19 protein-coding genes are annotated in these 23,140 nt (G+C 63.8%); 18 read left to right on the top strand and 1 reads right to left on the bottom strand.

The window, feature by feature from the left end:
• Window positions 1-262: 262 nt before the first annotated feature.
• The 16 genes from mraZ to lpxC all read left to right on the top strand — a co-directional run bounded on the left by mraZ (window position 263) and on the right by lpxC (window position 18,072).
• Complete coding sequence (mraZ, locus tag ABIB24_RS06815) at window positions 263-718, top strand: division/cell wall cluster transcriptional repressor MraZ (protein WP_004575120.1); 456 nt, start codon at window positions 263-265, stop codon at window positions 716-718.
• Entirely contained in the window at window positions 715-1,662 is a 948-nt protein-coding gene (gene rsmH, locus ABIB24_RS06810; protein WP_502945820.1) for a 16S rRNA (cytosine(1402)-N(4))-methyltransferase RsmH, read from the top strand. The genes mraZ and rsmH overlap by 4 nt, the downstream gene beginning before the upstream one ends.
• Window positions 1,659-1,952: a cell division protein FtsL gene (gene ftsL, locus ABIB24_RS06805; RefSeq protein ID WP_025340552.1), complete on the top strand. Its 294-nt coding sequence runs from the start codon at window positions 1,659-1,661 to the stop codon at window positions 1,950-1,952. Before rsmH ends, ftsL begins: the two co-directional genes overlap by 4 nt.
• A complete protein-coding gene (locus ABIB24_RS06800) occupies window positions 1,952-3,694 on the top strand; it encodes a peptidoglycan D,D-transpeptidase FtsI family protein (protein WP_162276789.1) in 1,743 nt (580 codons plus the stop codon). The genes ftsL and ABIB24_RS06800 overlap by 1 nt, the downstream gene beginning before the upstream one ends.
• Window positions 3,691-5,181, top strand: coding sequence for a UDP-N-acetylmuramoyl-L-alanyl-D-glutamate--2,6-diaminopimelate ligase (locus ABIB24_RS06795; RefSeq protein ID WP_286918961.1), 1,491 nt, complete (start codon window positions 3,691-3,693; stop codon window positions 5,179-5,181). Before ABIB24_RS06800 ends, ABIB24_RS06795 begins: the two co-directional genes overlap by 4 nt.
• Window positions 5,174-6,541 carry a UDP-N-acetylmuramoyl-tripeptide--D-alanyl-D-alanine ligase gene (locus ABIB24_RS06790; protein WP_075046265.1) on the top strand — a complete coding sequence of 456 codons (1,368 nt, stop codon included), beginning with the start codon at window positions 5,174-5,176 and terminating at the stop codon, window positions 6,539-6,541. Before ABIB24_RS06795 ends, ABIB24_RS06790 begins: the two co-directional genes overlap by 8 nt.
• A complete protein-coding gene (mraY, locus tag ABIB24_RS06785; protein WP_025340548.1) occupies window positions 6,541-7,623 on the top strand; it encodes a phospho-N-acetylmuramoyl-pentapeptide-transferase in 1,083 nt (360 codons plus the stop codon). Before ABIB24_RS06790 ends, mraY begins: the two co-directional genes overlap by 1 nt.
• 6 nt (window positions 7,624-7,629) lie before the next feature.
• A complete protein-coding gene (murD, locus tag ABIB24_RS06780) occupies window positions 7,630-8,976 on the top strand; it encodes a UDP-N-acetylmuramoyl-L-alanine--D-glutamate ligase (protein WP_039613069.1) in 1,347 nt (448 codons plus the stop codon).
• Window positions 8,973-10,187, top strand: coding sequence for a putative lipid II flippase FtsW (gene ftsW, locus ABIB24_RS06775; protein ID WP_025340546.1), 1,215 nt, complete (start codon window positions 8,973-8,975; stop codon window positions 10,185-10,187). Before murD ends, ftsW begins: the two co-directional genes overlap by 4 nt.
• Window positions 10,177-11,256, top strand: a complete 1,080-nt coding sequence (murG, locus tag ABIB24_RS06770) for an undecaprenyldiphospho-muramoylpentapeptide beta-N-acetylglucosaminyltransferase (protein WP_137162364.1) — start codon at window positions 10,177-10,179, stop codon at window positions 11,254-11,256. The genes ftsW and murG overlap by 11 nt, the downstream gene beginning before the upstream one ends.
• Window positions 11,249-12,697: a UDP-N-acetylmuramate--L-alanine ligase gene (murC, locus tag ABIB24_RS06765; protein WP_013974110.1), complete on the top strand. Its 1,449-nt coding sequence runs from the start codon at window positions 11,249-11,251 to the stop codon at window positions 12,695-12,697. The genes murG and murC overlap by 8 nt, the downstream gene beginning before the upstream one ends.
• Window positions 12,694-13,650: a D-alanine--D-alanine ligase gene (locus ABIB24_RS06760; protein WP_015271707.1), complete on the top strand. Its 957-nt coding sequence runs from the start codon at window positions 12,694-12,696 to the stop codon at window positions 13,648-13,650. The genes murC and ABIB24_RS06760 overlap by 4 nt, the downstream gene beginning before the upstream one ends.
• A 5-nt stretch (window positions 13,651-13,655) precedes the next feature.
• On the top strand, window positions 13,656-14,525 hold the full coding sequence (locus tag ABIB24_RS06755; RefSeq protein ID WP_025340544.1) for a cell division protein FtsQ/DivIB: 870 nt from the start codon (window positions 13,656-13,658) through the stop codon (window positions 14,523-14,525).
• Between the two features lie 14 nt (window positions 14,526-14,539).
• Window positions 14,540-15,796 (top strand): cell division protein FtsA, encoded by a 1,257-nt coding sequence (gene ftsA / locus ABIB24_RS06750; RefSeq protein ID WP_051098537.1) that lies wholly within the window; start codon window positions 14,540-14,542, stop codon window positions 15,794-15,796.
• A gap of 55 nt (window positions 15,797-15,851) precedes the next feature.
• On the top strand, window positions 15,852-17,048 hold the full coding sequence (gene ftsZ, locus ABIB24_RS06745; RefSeq protein WP_003260772.1) for a cell division protein FtsZ: 1,197 nt from the start codon (window positions 15,852-15,854) through the stop codon (window positions 17,046-17,048).
• A 112-nt stretch (window positions 17,049-17,160) separates the two neighbouring features.
• Window positions 17,161-18,072, top strand: a complete 912-nt coding sequence (gene lpxC, locus ABIB24_RS06740; RefSeq protein WP_003260771.1) for a UDP-3-O-acyl-N-acetylglucosamine deacetylase — start codon at window positions 17,161-17,163, stop codon at window positions 18,070-18,072.
• Between the two features lie 47 nt (window positions 18,073-18,119).
• On the opposite strand, the gene ABIB24_RS06735 is transcribed toward lpxC, so the two are convergent.
• Window positions 18,120-18,575 carry a DUF721 domain-containing protein gene (locus ABIB24_RS06735; protein WP_025340543.1) on the bottom strand — a complete coding sequence of 152 codons (456 nt, stop codon included), beginning with the start codon at window positions 18,573-18,575 and terminating at the stop codon, window positions 18,120-18,122.
• A 390-nt stretch (window positions 18,576-18,965) separates the two neighbouring features.
• On the opposite strand from ABIB24_RS06735, the gene secA reads away from it, so the two are divergent.
• Both secA and argJ read left to right on the top strand, forming a co-directional pair.
• Window positions 18,966-21,701, top strand: coding sequence for a preprotein translocase subunit SecA (gene secA / locus ABIB24_RS06730; protein WP_075046258.1), 2,736 nt, complete (start codon window positions 18,966-18,968; stop codon window positions 21,699-21,701).
• Window positions 21,702-21,896: 195 nt separating this feature from the next.
• Window positions 21,897-23,114: a bifunctional glutamate N-acetyltransferase/amino-acid acetyltransferase ArgJ gene (gene argJ / locus ABIB24_RS06725; RefSeq protein WP_289514478.1), complete on the top strand. Its 1,218-nt coding sequence runs from the start codon at window positions 21,897-21,899 to the stop codon at window positions 23,112-23,114.
• Window positions 23,115-23,140: the final 26 nt, after the last annotated feature.

Below are 23,140 nucleotides of genomic sequence, written 5' to 3'. Positions count from 1 at the left end.
CGAAAAAATCTTACTCTTAATAAATCACTTTAACTTCGAACTCCATTCGCCTGCGTGGGTTTGATTTTTCTCGTGTTTTTTTCTCCTCGGTAGTCCTTCCGCATTCCTTTATTGCGCTAAATCTCGGTCCTGTAAGGCTTTTCCTTCCGAACGTGCCTTGACGGTGCTGCGGGCGGATTCCTATAGTGTGCGCAAGTGGCAGAAAGTGGGATGAAGTGGGTTTTCTGGCACAAAAAAGCTAACATTGTGGGGAATCGCAGCCGTGTTCCGCGGAGCCAACGCCGTCAGCCTCGATGCCAAGGGCCGTCTCGCCATGCCGAGCCGGTACCGTGACGAGCTCGATTCGCGTTGCAATGGTCAGCTGATCGTGACCATCGACGCCGTTGACCCCTGCTTGTGTGTTTATCCCCTCGATGAGTGGGAACAGATAGAAGCCAAGTTGCGTGCCTTGCCATCGTTGCGTGAGGAAAACCGCCGCCTGCAGCGTTTGCTGATCGGTAATGCGGTTGACCTGGAGCTCGATGGCAGCGGGCGTTTCCTGGTGCCGCCCCGTCTGCGTGAGTACGCCAAACTCGACAAGAAGGCGATGCTGGTGGGGCAACTGAACAAATTCCAGCTGTGGGATGAAGATGCCTGGAACGCGGTTTCGGCAGCCGACCTTGCAGCTATTCAACAACCGGGCGCCATGCCCGACGAATTGCGTGACCTGATCCTGTGACCATAGATAGCGGCTTCAACCACATTACCGTCCTGCTCGACGAAGCTGTCGAGGCATTGGCCTTGCGCGCCGACGGTTGCTATCTGGACGGCACTTTCGGCCGTGGCGGGCACAGCCGGCTGATTCTCAGCAAGCTCGGGCCGCAAGGGCGGCTGCTGGGTTTCGACAAAGATCCACAGGCGATTGCCACGGGGCAAGCGCTGGCGGCCGAAGACGGCCGCTTTGTCATTGTGCAGCGCAGCTTTGCCGAGCTGGGCGCGGAAGTGGCCGAGCGCGGCCTGGATGGCAAGGTCAGTGGCGTATTGCTCGACCTGGGCGTTTCCTCGCCGCAGCTGGATGACCCCGAGCGTGGCTTCAGCTTCCTCAATGATGGCCCGCTGGACATGCGCATGAACCCGGACCAGGGCATCAGCGCCGCCGAGTTCATCGCCACTGCGCCGGTGGAAGAGATCGCCCGCGTATTCAAGGAATACGGCGAGGAGCGCTTTGCCGGGCGCATGGCGCGTGCTGTGGTGGAGCGCCGCGAAAAGCAGCCGTTCACCCGTACCGCCGACCTGGCGGAATTGCTCAAGGTGGCCAACCCGGCTTGGGAAAAGGGCAAGAACCCGGCTACCCGTGCCTTCCAGGGCCTGCGTATCCACGTCAACAACGAACTGGGCGACCTAGAGACCGGTCTTGAGGCAGCGCTCGAAGCGCTGGAAGTTGGCGGGCGCCTGGCAGTCATCAGTTTCCACTCGCTGGAAGACCGTATCGTCAAGCTGTTCATGCGCAAGCTGGTCAAGGGCGAGGCCGACAACCTGCCACGTAACCTGCCGGTTCAGCACAAGGCCTTCGAGCCGAAAATCAAGCTCATCGGCAAGGCCCAGTTCGCCTCCGAAGCCGAGCTCAAGGCCAACCCGCGGGCGCGCAGCGCCGTGATGCGGGTGGCGGAGAAGCTGCGGTGAGCAGGCTGTTTGCCAAACCCTTGCCAGGCGGAAGCTTCCTGATGCTTCTGCTGTTCGTTGCCGTGCTGATTTCGGCCATCGCCGTGTCCTACAGCGCGCACTGGAACCGTCAGTTGCTCAACACCCTGTACGGCGAGTTGAACGAACGCGACAAGGCCCAGGCCGAGTGGGGCCGGCTGATCCTCGAGCAAAGCACCTGGACCGCCGCCAGCCGCATCGAAAACCTGGCTTCCGAGCAACTGAAGATGCGCGTACCTTCGGCTGACGAAGTACGGATGGTGGCGCCATGATGAAGCTCGAAGGCGCACTCTACCCATGGCGCTTCCGTGTGGTGATCGGCTTGCTGGCGCTGATGGTCGGTGCCATCTGCTGGCGCATCATCGACCTGCAGGTGGTCGACCGTGACTTCCTCAAGGGCCAGGGCGATGCGCGCAGCCTGCGTCACATCCCTATCCCGGCTCACCGCGGCCTGATCACCGACCGTAACGGTGAACCGCTGGCGGTCAGTACCCCGGTCACCACCCTGTGGGCCAACCCCAAGGAAATGCAGGCCTCCAAGGACCGCTGGCCACAGCTGGCGGCAGCGCTGGGGCAGAACCCGCAGCAGCTGACCGAGCGCCTGACCCAGCAGGCCAGCAAAGAGTTCATCTATCTGGTCCGCGGCCTTACCCCGGAGCAGGGCCAGCATGTACTCGACCTGAAAGTGCCAGGCGTGTACGGCCTGGAAGAATTCCGCCGCTTCTACCCGGCCGGTGATGTCACCGCGCACATGGTCGGCTTCACCGACCTCGACGACCACGGTCGCGAAGGGGTAGAACTGGCCTATGACGAGTGGCTGGCCGGCGTACCCGGCAAGCGGCAGGTGATCAAGGACCGGCGCGGCCGGCTGATCAAGGACATCCAGGTAACCAAGAACGCCAAGGCCGGGAAGACCTTGGCGTTGTCGATAGACCTGCGCCTGCAGTACCTGGCTACCCGCGAGCTGCGCAACGCCATTGCCGAACAGGACGCCAAGGCCGGCAGCCTGGTGATCATGGACGTCAAGACCGGTGAGGTCCTGGCCATGGTCAACCAGCCGACCTACAACCCCAACAACCGACGCAGCATGTTCCCGGCCGCCATGCGTAACCGCGCGATCATCGACGTGTTCGAGCCAGGTTCCACGGTCAAGCCGATCTCCATGAGCGCGGCACTGGAAAGTGGCCGCTGGAAGCCGACCGACAAGGTCGAGGTGTACCCGGGCAGCCTGCAGATCGGCCGCTACACCATCAAGGACGTGTCCAGGAGCGAAGGCCCGATCCTCGACCTGACCGGCATTCTGATCAACTCCAGTAACGTTGGCATGAGCAAGATCGCCTTCGACATCGGCGGCGAGGCCATCTACCGGGTCATGTCCCAGGTCGGCCTGGGCCAGTACACCGGCCTTGGCTTCCCCGGCGAGCGCGTCGGCAACCTGCCCAACCACCGCGAGTGGCGCAAGGCAGAGACCGCGACCCTGTCCTATGGCTATGGCGTGTCGGTCACCGCCCTGCAGCTGGTGCATGCCTACGCGGCGCTGGCCAACGACGGCAAGATGGTGCCGCTGTCGATCCTCAAGGTCGACAAGGCCCCGGAAGCCGTGCAGGCCATTCCGAAGGAAACCGCCGAAACCGTCCAGGGCATGCTGCAGCAGGTGATCGAAGCACCGCGCGGCGTGTTCCGCGCCCAAGTGCCGTTCTACCACGTGGCCGGCAAGTCCGGTACCGCGCGTAAAGCCACCGTGGGCTCCAAGGGCTACACCGAAAACGCCTACCGCTCGCTGTTCGCCGGCTTCGGGCCGATGAGCGACCCGCGCTACGCCATCGTCGTGGTCATCGACGAACCAGGCAAGGGCGGCTACTTCGGCGGCCTGGTTTCGGCGCCGGTGTTCAGCAAGGTCATGTCCGGCACCCTGCGCCTGATGAACGTGCCGCCAGACAACCTGCCGCCACCAGCACCCGTCGAACAATCGCAAGTCAATGCAGCAGCAACCGCCAAGGGAGGGCGTGGATGATGACAATGCCATTGAGCAAGCTTTTCGCTCACGCCAGCCGCGACCCGCTGATCCGTGAACTGACCCTGGACAGCCGCAATGTGCGCCCGGGCGACCTGTTCCTGGCCGTGCCGGGCGCCAAGGTCGATGGCCGCGAGCATATCGCCGATGCCCTGGCGCGTGGCGCTGCTGCTGTGGCCTATGAAGAACAGGGCACGAGCGTTCTGCCACTGACCGACGTGCCGCTCATCCCGGTCAAGGGCCTGATCGCCCAGCTTTCGGATATCGCAGGGCGCTTCTATGGCGAACCGAGCCGCCAGCTGAACCTGGTGGGCGTGACCGGTACCAACGGCAAGACCAGTGTCACCCAGCTGGTGGCCCAGGCGCTGGACTTGCTTGGTCAGCGTTGCGGCCTGATCGGCACCCTGGGTACCGGCTTCTATGGTGAGCTGCAGAGTGGCCGCCTGACCACGCCCGACCCGATCGCCGTACAGTCGACCCTCAACGACCTCAAGAAAGGTGGCGCCAAGGCCGTGGCCATGGAGGTTTCCTCCCACGCCCTGGAGCAGGGCCGGGTCGCCGCGCTGGAATTCGACATCGCGGTCATGACCAACCTGTCCCGCGACCACCTGGACTACCACGGCAGCATGGAGGCCTACGAGGCCGCCAAGGCCAAGCTGTTCGCCTGGCCGAGCCTGCGCTGCCAGGTGGTCAACCTGGATGACGACTTCGGCCGTCGCCTGGCCGCCGATTTTGCCCGCCGCCCGAGTGTCGACCATATCGAGACCCGGTTGCTCAGCTACAGCCTGGAGAACCCGGAGGCCTCGTTGTTCTGCCGCGAAGCCATGTTCAATGACGATGGCGTGCGCGCCACCCTGGTCACCGCCCAGGGCGAACGTACCCTGAGCAGCAAGTTGCTGGGCCGCTTCAACCTGAGCAACATGCTCGCCGCCGTGGCGACCCTGTTGGCGCTGGACTACGCGCTGGACGAAATCCTCAAGGTCACCCCGCAGCTGCAGGGGCCGATCGGCCGCATGCAGCGCCTGGGTGGGGGCGACAAGCCGCTGGTGGTGGTCGACTACGCACACACCCCGGACGCCCTGGAGAAAGTGCTCGAAGCCCTGCGCCCGCATGCGCACGGCAAGCTGCTGTGCCTGTTCGGCTGCGGCGGCGACCGAGACCGCGGCAAGCGTCCGTTGATGGCCGAAGTGGCCGAGCGCCTGGCCGACCGCGTGCTGGTCACCGACGACAACCCGCGTACTGAAGACCCGCTGCGCATCTTTGACGACATCCGCCCGGGTTTCGCCAAACCTGCCGGGGTCGAGTTCGTTGCCGGTCGTGGCGAAGCCATCGCACACCTGATCGCCACTGCCGCTACCGACGATGTGATCGTGCTGGCCGGCAAGGGGCACGAGGATTACCAGGAGATCAATGGCGAGCGCCATGATTTCTCCGATTTGATCGAGGCCGAAAAGGCACTTGCAGCCTGGGAGGCTCCACATGCTTAAGCCGATGTCACTCAGCCAGCTGACCACAGCACTGAGTGGTCAACAAATCGGTGCCGACGCCACCTTCACCGGCGTCAGCATCGACAGCCGCAGTGTTGGCGCCGGGCAACTGTTCGTCGCCCTGGCCGGCCCGCGCTTCGATGGCCACGACTACCTGGCCGATGTGAAGGCCAAAGGCGCTGTCGCGGCCCTGGTCGAGCGGGAAGTAGCCGATGTCGACCTGCCGCAGCTGCTGGTCGCCGATTGCCGCCTGGCCCTCGGCCAGCTTGGCGCGCTGAACCGTGCTGCCTTCGACAAGCCGGTGGTGGCCATCACCGGTTCCAGCGGCAAGACCACGGTCAAGGAGATGCTCGCCAGCATCCTGCGCACCCGTGGCCTGGTGCACGCCACCCGCGGCAACCTGAACAACGACCTCGGCGCGCCGCTGACCCTGCTGGAGATCGCTCCCGAGCACAGTGCCGCGGTGATCGAACTGGGCGCCTCGCGCATTGGCGAGATCCGCTACACCGTCGGCCTGACCCAGCCCCAGGTGGTCATCATCAACAACGCCGGTACCGCCCACGTTGGCGAGTTCGGCGGCCCGGAAAAGATCGTCGAAGCCAAGGGCGAGATCCTCGAAGGCCTGGGCGAGGGCGGCATCGCCATCCTCAACCTGGACGACAAGGCCTTTGATATCTGGAAGGCACGCGCCGGCGCGCACAAGGTCTTCAGCTTTGCCCGCAGCAATGCAAAGGCCGATTTCCATGCCACGGACATCGGTCGCGATGCCCGTGGTTGCCCGTCGTTCAAGCTGCACGGCGCTGGTGACGTGGTAGACGTGCAACTCAATGTGCTTGGTGAGCACAACGTCAGCAATGCCCTGGCCGCCGCCGCCGCTGCCCATGCCGTTGGTCTGAGCCTGAGCGGCATCGCCGCCGGCCTGGCTGCCGTGCAGCCGGTCAAGGGCCGTACCGTGGCGCAGATCGCGCCGAACGGTGTGCGCGTGATCGACGACAGTTACAACGCAAATCCCACCTCCATGTGCGCGGCCATTGATATACTCGCCGGCTTTTCCGGACGCACCGTCCTGGTGCTTGGAGATATCGGCGAACTGGGGCAATGGGCGGAAGAAGGCCACCGTCAGGTGGGTGACTACGCGCGTGGCAAGGTCGACGCCCTGTACGCAGTGGGTTCCAACATGACACACGCGGTCAAGGCGTTCGGCGCCAATGGCCGCCATTTCGCTACTCAAGCTGAGCTGATCGACGCGGTTGGCGCCGAGAATGCCAGCGACACCACAATCTTGATCAAGGGCTCGCGCAGCGCTGCGATGGAAAACGTCGTGGCGGCATTGTGCGGTGCCAGCGGGGAGAAACATTAATGCTGCTGCTGTTGGCCGAGTATCTGCAACAGTTCCACAAAGGCTTCGCGGTCTTCCAGTACCTGTCCCTGCGCGGGATTCTGGGTGTGCTGACCGCGTTGTCCCTGGCGCTGTGGCTGGGGCCGTGGATGATCCGTACCCTGCAAATCCGCCAGATCGGCCAGGCCGTGCGTAACGACGGCCCGCAATCGCACCTGTCCAAGTCCGGCACCCCGACCATGGGTGGGGCGCTGATCCTGTCCGCGATTGCCGTCAGCACCCTGCTGTGGGCCGACCTGACCAACCGCTACGTGTGGGTGGTGCTGATCGTTACCCTGGCATTCGGTGCCATCGGCTGGGTCGACGACTACCGCAAGGTGATCGAAAAGAACTCGCGTGGCCTGCCAAGCCGCTGGAAGTACTTCTGGCAGTCGGTGTTCGGCCTGGCTGCAGCCATCTTCCTGTACAAGACCGCGCCGACCAGCGTCGAAACCACGCTGATCCTGCCGTTCATCAAGGATGTCACCATTCCGCTGGGCATCGGCTTCGTCGTGCTGACCTACTTCGTCATTGTCGGTTCGAGCAACGCGGTCAACCTCACCGACGGCCTCGACGGCCTGGCGATCATGCCGACGGTGATGGTCGGCGGTGCCCTGGGCATCTTCTGCTACCTGTCGGGCAACGTGAAGTTCGCCGAATACCTGCTGATCCCCTATGTGCCGGGCTCGGGCGAGCTGATCGTGTTCTGCGGCGCGCTGATCGGTGCCGGCCTGGGCTTCCTGTGGTTCAACACCTACCCGGCGCAGGTATTCATGGGTGACGTCGGCGCGCTGGCGCTGGGCGCCGCGCTGGGCACCATCGCCGTGATCGTCCGCCAGGAAATCGTGCTGTTCATCATGGGCGGCGTGTTCGTCATGGAAACCCTGTCGGTGGTGATCCAGGTTGCCTCCTTCAAGCTTACCGGCAAGCGCGTGTTCCGCATGGCGCCGATCCACCACCACTTTGAACTCAAGGGCTGGCCAGAGCCACGGGTGATCGTCCGCTTCTGGATCATCACCGTGATCCTGGTGCTGGTCGGCCTTGCAACCCTGAAACTGAGGTAGATGAGCGTGTCCCTGATCGCTTCCGACCAATTCCGCATCGTTGTCGGCCTCGGCAAGAGCGGCATGTCCCTGGTTCGCTTCCTGGCGAGCCGGGGCATTGCCTTTGCGGTCGCCGACACCCGCGAGCAACCGCCGGAACTGGACACCCTGCGCCGTGATTACCCGCAGGTGGAAGTGCGCTGTGGTGAACTGGACGTGGACTTCCTGTGCCGCGCCAACGAGCTGTACGTCAGCCCCGGCCTGGCCCTGGCCACCCCGGCCCTGCAGCAGGCGGCCGCGCGTGGCGTGAAGCTGTCCGGTGACATCGAACTGTTCGCCCGCCACGCCAAGGCCCCGATCATTGCCATCAGCGGCTCCAACGCCAAGAGCACCGTCACCACCCTGGTCGGCGAAATGGCCGCCAAGGCGGGCAAGCGCGTGGCGGTGGGCGGCAACCTCGGTACCCCGGCGCTGGACCTGCTGGCCGATGACGTCGAGCTGTACGTGCTGGAACTGTCCAGCTTCCAGCTGGAAACCACCGACCAGCTCAACGCCGAAGTGGCCACCGTGCTGAACATCAGCGAAGACCACATGGACCGCTACAGCGGCCTGCCGGCCTACCACCTGGCCAAGCACCGGATCTTCCGTGGTGCCCGCCAGGTCGTGGTCAACCGCCAGGACGCGCTGAGCCGGCCGCTGCCGGTGGAAGGCCGCCCATGCTGGACCTTCGGCCTCAACCAGCCGGACTTCAAGGCCTTCGGCCTGCGCGAAGTGGACGGCGAGAAATACCTGGCGTTCGAATTCCAGGCGCTGATGCCGGCGCGTGAGCTGAAGATTCGTGGCGCCCACAACCAGAGCAATGCCTTGGCGGCACTGGCCCTGGGGCATGCTGCCGGCCTGCCGTTCGAACCGATGCTCGAGGCACTGCGCGAGTTCGGCGGCCTAGCCCACCGTTGCCAATGGGTGCGCGAGCGCAATGGCGTTAACTGGTACGACGATTCCAAGGCCACCAACGTCGGTGCTGCCCTGGCCGCCATCGAAGGCCTGGGTGCCGACATCGAAGGCAAGCTGGTGCTGATCGCCGGTGGCGATGGCAAGGGCGCCGACTTCGCCGCGCTGCGCGAGCCGGTCAAGCGCTTCTGCCGTGCCGTGGTACTGCTTGGCCGTGATGCCGAGCGCCTGGCCGAAGCCCTGGGCGATGGCGTGCAACTGGTCCGCGTGAAGACCCTCGACGACGCCGTGCAGCAATGCGCCGAACTGGCCCAGGCGGGTGATGCCGTGCTGCTGTCGCCGGCGTGCGCCAGCCTCGACATGTTCAAGAACTTCGAAGAACGCGGGCGCCTGTTCGCCCAGGCAGCGGGAGGCCTTGCATGATCTTCGGCATCCTCAAGCCCTATCCGTCGCCGCTGATCAGCGGCCGTGGCATCGACCTGGACTTCGCGATGCTTGCCGGCTGCCTGGCATTGTTGGGCCTGGGCCTGGTGATGATCACCTCGGCGTCCTCGGAAGTGGCTGCGGTGCAGTCGGGCAACCCGCTTTATCACATGTTCCGCCACCTGGTGTACGTGTTCCTCGGCCTGGTCGCCTGTGGCGCCACCATGCTGGTACCGATCGCCACTTGGCAGCGCATGGGCTTCATGATGCTGCTGGGTGCCTTCGGCCTGCTGGTACTGGTGCTGGTGCCGGGTATCGGCCGCGAAGTGAACGGCTCCATGCGCTGGATCGGCTTCAGCTTCTTCAACGTGCAGCCTTCGGAAATTGCCAAGGTGTTCGTGGTCGTCTACCTGGCCGGCTACCTGGTGCGCCGGCAGACCGAGGTACGCGAAACCTGGATGGGCTTCTTCAAGCCGTTCATCGTGCTGCTGCCCATGGCTGCCCTGCTGCTGATGGAGCCGGACTTCGGTGCCACCGTGGTGATGATGGGCGCGGCGGCGGCCATGCTGTTCCTCGGCGGGGTGGGGCTGTTCCGCTTCAGCCTGATGGTGGTGTTGGCGGTGGTCGCAGTGTTCGTCCTGGTACAGGCGCAGCCTTACCGGATGGCGCGCCTGATTACCTTTACCGACCCGTGGTCCGACCAGTTCGGCTCGGGCTACCAGCTGACCCAGGCGCTGATTGCCTTCGGCCGTGGCGAGTGGTTGGGCGTTGGCCTGGGCAACAGCGTGCAGAAGCAGTTCTACCTGCCTGAAGCGCACACCGACTTCGTGTTCTCGGTACTGGCCGAAGAGCTCGGCGTGGTCGGCTCGCTGCTGACTATCGCGCTGTTCGTATTCGTGACTGTACGTGCCCTGTATATCGGCCTGTGGGCCGAAAAAGCCAAGCAGTTCTTTGCCGCTTATGTTGCCTTCGGCCTGGCCTTCCTGTGGATCGGCCAGTTCCTGATCAACATCGGTGTGAACGTCGGCCTGCTGCCGACCAAGGGCCTGACCCTGCCGTTCCTCAGCTACGGGGGCAGTTCGCTGGTGATCTGCTGTGCCTGTGTGGGCCTGTTGCTGCGTATCGAGTGGGAAAGCCGCACGCACCTGGGCAGTGAGGAACACGAATTCAGCGAAAGCGATTTTGCCGAGGAGACCAATCATGGCCGCTGACGGCAAGAACGTACTGATCATGGCGGGCGGCACCGGGGGCCACGTGTTCCCGGCCCTGGCCTGCGCCCGTGAATTCCAGGCGCGCGGCTACAGCGTGCACTGGCTGGGCACCCCGCGTGGCATCGAGAACGAACTGGTGCCCCAGGCCGGCCTGCCGCTGCACCTGATTCAGGTCAGTGGCCTGCGCGGCAAGAGCAAGCTGTCGTTGCTCAAGGCGCCGTTCACCCTGGTCAAGGCCGTGCTGCAGGCGCGGCGTATCGTACGCGAGCTCAAGCCGGTATGCGTGGTCGGCTTCGGTGGCTATGTGACCGGCCCCGGCGGCGTGGCCGCACGCCTGTGCGGCGTACCGCTGGTGATCCACGAGCAGAACGCCCGCGCCGGTACCACCAACCGCCTGCTGCTGCCGCTGGCTGCGCGTGTGTGCGAAGCCTTCCCGGCCACCTTCGCCGCCAGCGACAAACTGCGCACCACCGGCAACCCGGTGCGCCCGGAACTGTTCATGGACGCCCTGCGCGCGCCCCTGGCCGAGCGCCGTGCGCGCCTGCTGGTGATGGGCGGCAGCCTGGGTGCGGAACCATTGAACAAATTGTTGCCTAAGGCCCTGTCCGAAGTGCCCGCCGCGCTGCGGCCAGAGGTATTCCACCAGGCCGGCAAGCAACACGCGCCGGCCACCGCCAAGCGTTATCACGAGGCGGGTGTCGAGGCTCAGGTAGAGCCCTTCATCAAGGACATGGCCCAAGCCTATGGCTGGGCCGACATTGTGGTGTGCCGGGCCGGCGCCCTGACCGTCAGCGAGCTGGCGGCAGCGGGCCTGCCTTCGATGCTGGTGCCATTGCCCCACGCGATCGACGACCACCAGACCCACAACGCCCAATATCTGGCCCGGGAAGGCGCAGCCTTCCTGATGCCACAAGCGACAACTGGCGCAGCGCAGCTCGCTGAACGCCTGAACGAGGTGCTGATGCAACCCGAGAAACTCAACGTCATGGCAGGCACCGCACGGCGCCTGGCCAAACCTGCCGCAACCAGCACCGTGGTCGATATCTGCCTGGAGGTGGCCCATGGTTGAGAGCCAGAAAGCCATGCCCCAGCCGAAGATGGGCCGTATCCGCCGTATCCACTTCGTCGGTATCGGCGGCGTGGGCATGTGCGGCATTGCCGAAGTGTTGCTGAACCTGGGCTATGAAGTGTCCGGTTCCGACCTGAAGGCCTCGCCGGTCACCGAGCGCCTGGAATCGTTCGGCGCCGAGATCTTCGTCGGCCACCGCGCCGAGAACGCCGCCACCGCCGATGTGCTGGTGGTATCCAGTGCCATCAACCCGGCCAACCCGGAAGTCGCCACCGCCCTCGAGCGGCGCATTCCGGTGGTGCCGCGTGCCGAGATGCTCGCCGAGCTGATGCGCTATCGCCATGGCGTGGCTGTTGCCGGCACCCACGGCAAGACCACCACTACCAGCCTGCTGGCCTCGGTGTTCGCCGCTGGCGGCCTGGACCCGACCTTCGTCATCGGTGGCCGCCTGACCGCGGCCGGCACCAATGCCCAGCTGGGTACCAGCCGCTACCTGATTGCCGAAGCGGACGAGAGCGATGCCAGCTTCCTGCACTTGCAGCCAATGGTTGCCGTGGTCACCAACATCGACGCCGACCACATGGCGACCTACGAAGGTGACTTCAACAAACTGAAGAAAACCTTCGTCGAGTTCCTGCACAACCTGCCGTTCTACGGCCTGGCCGTGATGTGCCTGGACGACCCGGTAGTGCGCGAGATCCTGCCACAGGTCAAGCGCCCGACCGTGACCTATGGCTTCAGCGACGAGGCCGACATCCGCGCCATCAACGTGCGCCAGATGGGCATGCAGACCCACTTCACCGTGCTGCGCCGCGACCGCGAGCCGCTGGAGGTGTCGGTGAACATGCCCGGCAACCACAACGTGCTGAATGCCTTGGCCACCATCGCCATCGCCACCGACGAAGGCATCACTGACGAAGCCATCGTCCAGGGCCTGTCCGGCTTCCAGGGCGTCGGCCGCCGCTTCCAGGTGTACGGCGAACTGCCGGTCGAAGGCGGCAGCGTGATGCTGGTCGACGACTACGGCCACCACCCGACCGAAGTGGCTGCGGTGATCCAGGCCGTGCGCGGCGGTTGGCCAAGCCGTCGCCTGGTGATCGTCTACCAGCCGCACCGCTACAGCCGTACCCGCGACCTGTACGACGATTTCGTCCAGGTGCTGGGCGATGCCAACGTGCTGCTGCTGATGGAGGTCTACCCGGCCGGCGAAGAGCCGATCCCCGGCGCCGACAGCCGCCAGCTGTGCCACAGCATCCGCCAGCGCGGCAAGCTGGACCCGATCTACATCGAGCGTGGCGTCGACCTGGCGCCGCTGGTCAAGCCACTGCTGCGCGCTGGCGACATCCTGATCTGCCAGGGTGCCGGTGATGTCGGCGGCCTGGCCCCTCAATTGATGAAAAGCCCGCTGTTCGCTGGCGCCAAGCAGGAGAAGTCGAAATGACCAGCGCCTACGACAAACTGCACTCGACCCTGGACGTCAAGGCGTTCGGCCGCGTCGCGGTGCTGTACGGCGGCAAGAGCGCCGAGCGCGAAGTGTCGCTCAAGTCCGGTGCCGCAGTGATCGACGCGCTGACCACCGCCGGTGTCGACGTGGTCGCCATCGACGTGGGTGACGACCTGCTCGACCGCCTGCAAAGCGAGAAGATCGACCGCGCTTTCATCATCCTCCACGGCCGTGGCGGTGAAGACGGCAGCATGCAAGGCCTGCTCGAGTGCCTGGGCATCCCCTACACCGGTAGTGGCATCCTTGCCTCGGCACTGGCCATGGACAAGCTGCGCACCAAGCAGGTGTGGCAGAGCCTGGGTATTCCTACCCCGCGCCACGCGGTGCTGGCGAGCGAAAGCGATTGTTTGCAGGCCAGTACGGAACTGGGCTTCCCGCTTATCGTCAAACCCGCCCATGAAGGTTCCAGCATCGGCATGGCCAAGGTGAACAGCGCCCAGGAACTGGTCGCCGCCTGGCAGGATGCCGCCCGATACGATTCCCAGGTACTGGTGGAGCAGTGGATCCACGGGCCGGAGTTCACCGTTGCGGTATTGCGCGGCCAGGTGCTGCCGCCGATCGCCCTGGGTACGCCGCACGTGTTCTACGACTACGACGCCAAGTACATCGCCAACGATACCCAGTACCGCATTCCGTGCGGCCTGGACAGCGTCAAGGAACAAGAACTGATCGACCTGACCGCACGTGCCTGCGATGCCATCGGCATCGAAGGCTGGGGGCGGCTGGACGTGATGCAGGACGAGCAGGGCCGGTTCTGGCTGCTCGAAGTCAACACCGCACCCGGCATGACCGACCATAGCCTGGTGCCCATGGCGGCCCGCGCGGCCGGCCTGGACTTCCAGCAACTGGTGCTGGCGATCCTGGCCGAAAGCGTGGCGACGCGAGGTTAACAACCATGCAAGGCGCGATGATACGTCAGCAGCAACCCGTTACCGGCCGTAGCAAGCCGGTGCCGCGTGGTGCCAGCCGGCTGGTGGCCGACGAGCCCGTATCGGCGCGCCTGCCGCGGCCAAGCCTGGGTGGTCTCAAGCGCCTGCTGTGGCCGGTGCTGCTTGTGGCGGCCGGGTTTGGCGCCTACGAGGGCGCCATTCGCCTGATGCCGTACGCCGACCGGCCGATCACCAAGATCGACGTGCAGGGCGACCTCAGCTACATCAGCCAGCAGTCGGTGCAGCAGCGTATCGCGCCCTACGTGGCAGCGAGCTTCTTCAGTGTCGACCTGCCGGCGATGCGCGCAGAGCTCGAGCAGATGCCGTGGATCGCCCACGCCGAAGTGCGCCGGGTGTGGCCCGACGAGGTGGTGATCCGCCTGGAAGAACAGTTGCCGGTGGCGCGCTGGGGTGACGAAGCCTTGCTCAACAACCAGGGCCAGGCCTTCACCCCGCGCGAACTGGCCAACTACGAGCACCTGCCGCAGCTGGCCGGGCCGCAGCGTGCTCAGCAACAAGTGATGCAGCAGTATCAGGTATTGAGCCAGATGCTGCGCCCCCTGGGCTTTTCCATCGCTCGCCTGGAGCTGCGCGAGCGAGGCAGCTGGTTCCTGACCACGGGCGCGAGCAGCGCCGGGCCGGGCATCGAGCTGCTGTTGGGGCGCGACCATCTGGTGGAGAAGATGCGCCGTTTCATTGCCATTTACGACAAGACACTCAAAGACCAGATCAGCACTATCGCCCGCATTGATCTGCGTTACTCCAACGGACTTGCCGTTGGTTGGCGGGAACCGATTGCACCGACGACGGCCCAACCCGCCGTTGCGAAGAATTAGAGAGAGGCAGGACCATGGCAAACGCGCATAGCGGCAAAATGATCGTCGGGCTGGACATCGGCACCTCCAAGGTGGTGGCGCTGGTGGGTGAAGTGGGCGAGGACGGCACCCTGGAAATCGTCGGGATCGGTACCCATCCGTCCCGCGGCCTGAAAAAAGGCGTGGTGGTGAACATCGAGTCCACCGTGCAGTCGATCCAGCGCGCCGTGGAAGAAGCGCAGCTGATGGCCGGCTGCCGCATCCACTCGGCCTTCGTCGGCGTGGCCGGCAACCACATCCGCAGCCTGAACTCCCACGGTATCGTCGCCATTCGCGACCGCGAGGTCAGCCTGGCCGACCTGGAGCGCGTACTCGACGCCGCCCAGGCCGTTGCCATCCCGGCTGACCAGCGCGTGCTGCACACCCTGCCGCAGGACTACGTGATCGACAACCAGGAAGGCGTGCGCGAGCCGCTGGGCATGTCTGGCGTACGTCTGGAAGCCAAGGTCCACGTGGTCACCTGCGCGGTCAACGCGGCGCAGAACATCGAGAAATGCGTACGCCGCTGCGGCCTGGAAATCGACGACATCATCCTCGAGCAGCTGGCCTCGGCCTACTCGGTGCTGACCGACGATGAAAAAGAGCTGGGCGTGTGCCTGGTGGACATCGGTGGCGGCACCACCGACATCGCCATCTTCACCGAGGGCGCGATCCGTCACACTGCGGTGATCCCAATTGCCGGCGACCAGGTGACCAACGACATCGCCATGGCCCTGCGTACCCCGACCCAGTACGCCGAAGAAATCAAGATCCGCTACGCCTGCGCCCTGGCCAAACTGGCTGGCGCCGGCGAGACCATCAAGGTGCCAAGCGTGGGTGATCGCCCACCGCGCGAGCTGTCGCGCCAGGCCCTGGCCGAGGTGGTAGAGCCACGTTACGACGAGCTCTTCACCCTGATCCAGGCCGAACTGCGCCGCAGCGGCTACGAGGACCTGGTGCCGGCCGGCATCGTCCTCACCGGCGGCACCGCGAAGATGGAAGGCGCTGTGGAACTGGCCGAGGAAATCTTCCACATGCCGGTACGCCTGGGCGTGCCGCACAGCGTTCGGGGGCTCAGCGACGTGGTTCGCAACCCGATCTATTCCACCGGCGTGGGCTTGCTCACCTACGGCCTGCAGAAGCAGACCGAAGACCTGCCCCTGACCGGTAACAGCAGCAGCAACAGCTATGGCGATGAACCGAAGGCTCCAGTGCTTGAACGCTTCAAGCGCTGGGTCCAGGGCAACTTCTAAGTTTCAAAGCAGTAGTGGTAGGCGCGACAACTAGAGAACTGTAAGGAGAGGGAAAATGTTCGAGCTCGTAGACAACGTCCCGCAAAGCCCGGTCATCAAAGTGATCGGTGTTGGCGGTGGTGGCGGCAACGCCGTCAACCACATGGTCAAGAGCAGCATCGAAGGCGTGGAATTCATCTGCGCCAACACCGATGCTCAGGCGCTGAAGAACATCGGCGCGCGCACCATCCTGCAATTGGGCACTGGCGTGACCAAGGGCCTGGGTGCCGGTGCCAATCCGGAAGTCGGCCGCCAGGCCGCGCTGGAAGACCGTGAGCGCATCGCTGAAGTGCTGCAGGGCACCAACATGGTGTTCATCACCACTGGCATGGGCGGCGGTACCGGTACCGGTGCAGCGCCGATCATCGCCGAAGTGGCCAAGGAAATGGGCATTCTCACCGTTGCCGTGGTGACCCGTCCGTTCCCGTTCGAAGGCCGCAAGCGCATGCAGATCGCCGATGAAGGCATCCGCATGCTGGCCGAAAGCGTCGACTCGTTGATCACCATCCCCAACGAGAAGCTGCTGACCATCCTGGGCAAGGATGCCAGCCTGCTGTCCGCCTTCGCCAAGGCTGACGACGTACTGGCCGGTGCCGTGCGCGGTATCTCCGATATCATCAAGCGCCCGGGCATGATCAACGTCGACTTCGCCGACGTGCGTACCGTGATGGGTGAAATGGGCATGGCCATGATGGGTACTGGCTGCGCCAGCGGCCCGAACCGTGCGCGTGAAGCCACCGAGGCAGCGATCCGCAACCCGCTGCTGGAAGACGTCAACCTGCAGGGCGCCCGCGGCATCCTGGTGAACATCACCGCAGGCCCTGACCTGTCGCTGGGTGAGTACTCCGACGTGGGTAGCATCATCGAAGCCTTCGCCTCCGACCACGCCATGGTCAAGGTCGGCACCGTGATCGACCCGGACATGCGTGACGAGCTGCACGTGACCGTAGTGGCCACCGGCCTGGGCGCGCGCATCGAGAAGCCTGTGAAGGTAGTCGACAACACCCTGCAGACTGCCCAGCAGGTGTACGAGGCTTCCAACCCGGCGCCGGTTCGCCAGGAGCAGCCTGCGGTCAACTACCGTGACCTGGAGCGCCCGACCGTAATGCGCAACCAGGCCCATGCAGGTGCTGCTGCAGCCGCTAAACTGAACCCTCAGGATGACCTGGACTACCTCGATATCCCGGCATTCCTGCGTCGTCAGGCTGATTAATGGAATTTATCAGGGGTATAAAGGTGATTGGTATTCATCAAAGGTTGGGTCTGTTATCATCCCCAGCCTTTGTTGATACCTGTTCGCAATTTGCGCTGAAGCGGCCAATGCCATGATTAAACAACGCACCCTGAAGAATACCATCCGTGCCACAGGTGTCGGTCTGCACTCCGGGGAGAAGGTTTACCTGACCCTCAAGCCTGCACCTGTTGACACCGGCATCGTCTTCCGCCGCGCCGACCTCGACCCTGTGGTCGAAATCCCGGCGCGCGCGGCCAACGTCGGCGAGACAACCATGTCGACGACGCTGGTCAACGGTGACGTCAAGGTCGATACGGTCGAGCACCTGCTCTCCGCCATGGCGGGCCTGGGCATCGATAACGCCTACGTCGAGCTCTCCGCCTCGGAAGTGCCGATCATGGATGGCAGCGCCGGACCCTTTGTATTTCTGATTCAGTCTGCCGGCCTGGAAGAACAGGACGCAGCCAAGAAGTTCATCCGCATCCTCCGTGAGGTAACCGTGGAAGAGGGCGACAAGCGCGCCACTTTCCTGCCTTTCGACGGTTTCAAGGTGAGCTTCGAGATCGACTTCGATCATCCGGTCCTCAAGGGCCAGACCCAGAGTGCGGTCGTCGACTTCTCCAGCACCTCGTTCGTGAAGGAAGTCAGCCGCGCCCGTACCTTCGGTTTCATGCGTGACATCGAGTACCTGCGCAAGCACAACCTTGCGCTGGGTGGCAGTGTCGAGAACGCCATCGTGGTCGACGAGACCGGTGTGCTCAACGAAGACGGCCTTCGTTCCGATGACGAATTCGTCAAGCACAAGATCCTCGACGCCATTGGCGACCTTTATCTGCTGGGCAACAGCCTGATCGGCGAGTTCAAGGGCTACAAGTCCGGCCACGCGCTGAACAACCAGCTGTTGCGCAAGCTGATTGCCGAAACCGATGCCTGGGAAGTGGTCACCTTCGAAGATGCCAGCACGGCACCGATCTCGTACATGCGCCCTGTTGCGGCCGTGTAAGTTCGAACACTCTCTAGTTCATTAAGGCCACCTTCGGGTGGCCTTTTTTATGGCTTGCCCTGGGCGTGGGCGGCCAATCGTTCCAGTGCTGCGCGCAGCTTGGGGTCAGTGATGCCCTCGGCGGTATCGCGCAGGCTCTCGGCTGCGTTATTGGACAGTTCCGCAGCATGGCCACCACGCTTGGCTGGCACCAGCGGGGGCTGGACCTTGTACAGGATGCGCCTGAGATTGGCGAACGCCTCCATGGCCTGTAATGCCGACATCAGGCGTTTCTGCTGATAGCGCAGGCGGGTTGCCCAGTGGCCGTCGGTTACCACCAGCAACAGTGTGCCATCGCGCCACGACGCCACATGGCAGTGCTCGCGGGCGGCTGGTTGCAGCTGGCTTTCCAGCAGGCGCTGCAGGTGCTCCAGGCGTTCGGCCTGGTTCAGCAGCAGGCGCAGCGGGCGGACCTGGCGGAGCAGGGCCGAGGGCGGCTGGGCGGGGGAGGGTTTGTAGGCCATGGGGGTACGCATGAGGTTACATGGTCCGCAGTCTAACATCTCTATAGCCTGCACTGGCCTCTTCGCGGGTGAGCCCGCTCCCACAGGTACGGCACTGCCCTTGATGTGTAGGTGATCCTGTGGGAGCGGGTTTACCCGCGAAGAGGCCGGCACAGATAACAAAAGACAAGACTCATTCTCGATACGTTTCATCTTCCCGAACCTTGAACTCAGGGAAAATGCCCCTATCTAAAACAAGCCCCCGCCAAAACGCTGTACAAGCATCGTGGAAATCCACCACTTTCCTCACCATCGTTTCCGGGTAGAATGCTCGTTCGCATGCGGCCTCAGGGCTGCACGGGCGACTCATGGGGCCGCCCTCCATCCCTACGTGTGGAAGATCCTGCCGATATGTTTGCGCCTTTGTTAAAGAAACTTTTTGGAAGCAAGAACGAGCGTGAAGTCAAACGCATGCTCAAGACGGTGAACATCGTCAATGCTCTCGAAGAGAAGATGGTGGCCCTCTCCGACGAGCAACTGCGGGGCAAGACCGCAGAGTTCAAGGAGCGCCTGGCCAAAGGCGAGACACTGGACCAGTTGCTGCCTGAAGCCTTCGCCGTGGCCCGTGAGGCCGGCAAGCGCGTGATGGGCATGCGCCACTTCGACGTGCAGCTGATCGGTGGCATGACCCTGCACGAGGGCATGATCGCAGAAATGCGTACCGGTGAAGGCAAGACCTTGGTCGGTACCCTGGCCGTGTACCTCAACGCATTGTCCGGCAAGGGCGTGCACGTGGTCACTGTCAACGACTACCTGGCCCGCCGCGACGCCAACTGGATGCGCCCGCTGTACGAGTTCCTCGGCCTGTCGGTCGGCATCGTCTCGGCCTTCCAGCCGCCGGAAGAAAAGCGCGCCGCCTACGCGTCCGACATCACCTACGGCACCAACAACGAATTCGGTTTCGACTACCTGCGCGACAACATGGCGTTCAGCCAGGACGAGAAGTTCCAGCGTGAACTGAACTTCGCCGTGATCGACGAAGTCGACTCCATCCTCATCGACGAAGCGCGTACCCCGCTGATCATCTCCGGTCAGGCCGAGGACAGCTCCAAGCTGTACATCGAGATCAACCGTCTGATCCCGCGCCTTACCCAGCACATCGAAGAGGTCGAAGGCCAGGTCACCCAGGAAGGCCACTTCACCATCGACGAGAAGAGCCGTCAGGTCGAGCTGAACGAAGCCGGTCACCAGTTCATCGAAGAGATGCTCACCCAGTCCGGCCTGCTGGCCGAGGGCGAGAGCCTGTACTCGGCGCATAACCTGAGCCTGCTGACCCACGTCTACGCCGGCCTGCGCGCGCACAAGCTGTTCCACCGCAACATCGAATACATCGTCCAGGACGGCCAGGTCCTGCTGATCGACGAGCACACCGGCCGTACCATGCCGGGCCGTCGTCTGTCCGAAGGCCTGCACCAGGCCATCGAAGCCAAAGAGAACCTGAACATCCAGGCCGAGAGCCAGACCCTGGCTTCGACCACCTTCCAGAACTACTTCCGCCTGTACACCAAGCTGTCCGGCATGACCGGTACCGCCGACACCGAAGCGTTCGAGTTCCAGTCGATCTACGGGCTCAACGTGATGGTCATTCCGCCGAACAAGCCGTTGGCGCGTAAAGACTTCAACGACCTGGTGTACCTGACCGCCGACGAGAAATACGCCGCGATCATCGCCGACATCAAGGAAAGCATGAAGCAGGGCCGCCCGGTGCTGGTGGGTACTGCGACCATCGAAACCTCCGAGCACATGTCCAACCTCCTGAAGAAGGAAGGTATCGACCACAAGGTGCTCAACGCCAAGTACCACGAGAAGGAAGCCGAGATCATCGCGCAAGCCGGTGCGCCAGGTGCCCTGACCATCGCCACCAACATGGCCGGCCGTGGTACCGACATCCTGCTGGGCGGTAACTGGGAAGCCGAAGTGGCTGCCCTGGAAAACCCGACCGCCGAGCAGATCGCCCAGATCAAGGCCGACTGGCAGAAGCGTCACCAGCAGGTGATCGAGACGGGTGGCCTGCACGTGATCGCTTCCGAGCGCCACGAATCGCGCCGTATCGACAACCAGCTGCGTGGCCGTTCCGGCCGTCAGGGCGACCCGGGCTCCAGCCGCTTCTACCTGTCGCTGGAAGACAGCCTGATGCGTATCTTCGCCTCTGACCGGGTGAAGAACTTCATGAAGGCGCTGGGCATGCAGTCCGGCGAGGCCATCGAGCACCGCATGGTCACCAACGCCATCGAGAAGGCCCAGCGCAAGGTCGAAGGCCGCAACTTCGACATCCGCAAGCAGTTGCTGGAATACGACGATGTGGCCAACGAGCAGCGCAAGGTGATCTACCACATGCGCAACAGCCTGCTGGCCGCCGAGAACATTGGCGACACCATCGTCGAATTCCGCAAGGAAGTACTGGACGCTACCATCAGCCAGCACATTCCGCCGCAGTCGCTGCCAGAGCAGTGGGACGTGGCCGGTCTGGAAGCTTCGCTTGCCAGCGATTTCGCCATGAAGCTGCCGATCCAGCAGTGGCTCGACGAGGACGATCACCTCTACGAAGAGACCCTGCGCGAGAAGCTGCTGAACGAAATCACCACCGCGTACACCGAGAAGGAAGACCAGGCCGGTATCGAAGCCCTGCGTACCTTCGAGAAGCAGATCCTGCTGCGCGTGCTGGACGACCTGTGGAAAGACCACCTGTCGACCATGGACCACCTGCGTCACGGTATCCACCTGCGTGGTTATGCGCAGAAGAACCCGAAGCAGGAGTACAAGCGCGAATCCTTCAGCCTGTTCCAGGAGCTGCTCGAGTCGATCAAGCGCGACACCATCCGTGTGCTGTCGCACGTTCAGGTACGCCGCGAAGACCCGGTCGAAGAGGAAGCCCGCCTGCGCCGCGAGGCCGAGGAACTGGCCAGCCGCATGCAGTTCCAGCATGCCGCTGCCCCGGGCCTGGAAAGCGAGCAACTGAACGAGGAGGGCGCCGAAGTGGCCGTTGCCTCGGCACCGGTGCGCAACGAGCAGAAGCTGGGCCGCAACGAGCCGTGCTGGTGTGGTTCGGGCAAGAAGTTCAAGCATTGCCACGGGCAGATCGAGTGATCTGACCAGGCTGTTGTAACCTGAAACATCCGGGGCCGCTTTGCGGCCCATTCGCGGCACAAGGCCGCTCCTACAGGGATCGCGCCAGCCCCAATGGTTGCGATGTCCTTGTAGGAGCGGCCTTGTGCCGCGAATGGGGCGCGAAGCGGCCCCGCTTTCCATCACCTGTTCACCGTATTTTCTAGGAGCGCTCTAATGGCTGTTGGTCTTGGTCCTTTGCCCACCCTGCACCCGGTTCCGGGTTTTGAACTCGGCATCGCTTCTGCCGGCATCAAGCGCCCGGGGCGCAAGGATGTGGTGGTCATGCGCTGCGCCGAAGGCTCCAGCGTGGCTGGCGTGTTCACCCTCAACGCCTTCTGCGCAGCGCCGGTGATCCTGTCCAAGCAGCGTGTGCAGGGCACCGTGCGCTACCTGCTGACCAACACCGGTAACGCCAACGCCGGCACCGGCGCGCCAGGCCTGGCCGCCGCCGAGCGCACCTGCGCCAAGCTGGCCGAACTGGCCGGCGTACCGGCCGAGTCGGTACTGCCGTTCTCCACCGGCGTAATCGGCGAGCCGCTGCCAGTCGAGAAGATCGAAGGCGCGCTGCAGGCCGCCCTCGACAACCTGTCGGAAAACCACTGGGCCGAAGCCGCCACCGGCATCATGACCACCGACACCCTGCCCAAGGGCGCCAGCCGCCAGTTCCAGCACGATGGCGTGACCGTTACCGTCACCGGCATCAGCAAGGGTGCAGGCATGATTCGCCCGAACATGGCTACCATGCTCGGCTACATCGCCACCGACGCCAAGGTTGCCCCGGCGGTACTCAAGGACCTGATGCTGGACGGCGCCAACAAGTCGTTCAACCGCATCACCATCGATGGCGACACCTCGACCAACGACTGCTGCATGCTGATCGCCACCGGCAAGGCCAACCTGCCGGAAGTCACCGAAGCCAGCGGCGCATTGTTCGAAGCGCTGAAGAAGGCGGTGTTCGAAGTGTGCATGGAAGTGGCCCAGGCCATCGTCCGTGACGGCGAAGGCGCCACCAAGTTCGTTACCGTGCAGGTCAACGGCGGTGGTAACCACCAGGAGTGCCTGGACGTCGGCTACGCCGTGGCCCACTCGCCGCTGATCAAGACTGCGCTGTTCGCTTCCGACCCCAACTGGGGCCGTATCCTCGCCGCCGTTGGCCGTGCCGGCGTACCGGAGCTGGATGTGAGCCTGATCGATGTGTACCTGGACCGCGTGTGCATTGCCAGCAAAGGCGGCCGCAGCCCGAGCTACACCGAAGACCAGGGCGCCAAGGTAATGGCCCAGGAAGAGATCACCATCCGCATCGAGCTGGGCCGTGGCCAGTGCAGCGAAACCATCTGGACCACCGACCTGTCCCACGAGTACGTGAAGATCAACGCCGAGTACCGTACCTGATGTAGTTGGGGCCGCTTTGCGGCCCA

The organism is Pseudomonas sp. UYEF17, from assembly GCF_040546125.1.
Taxonomy (GTDB): Bacteria; Pseudomonadota; Gammaproteobacteria; order Pseudomonadales; family Pseudomonadaceae; genus Aquipseudomonas; species Aquipseudomonas putida_Z.
The sequence above is the reverse complement of the archived record's forward strand: the minus strand, read 5'-3'. Positions and strand labels throughout refer to the sequence as shown.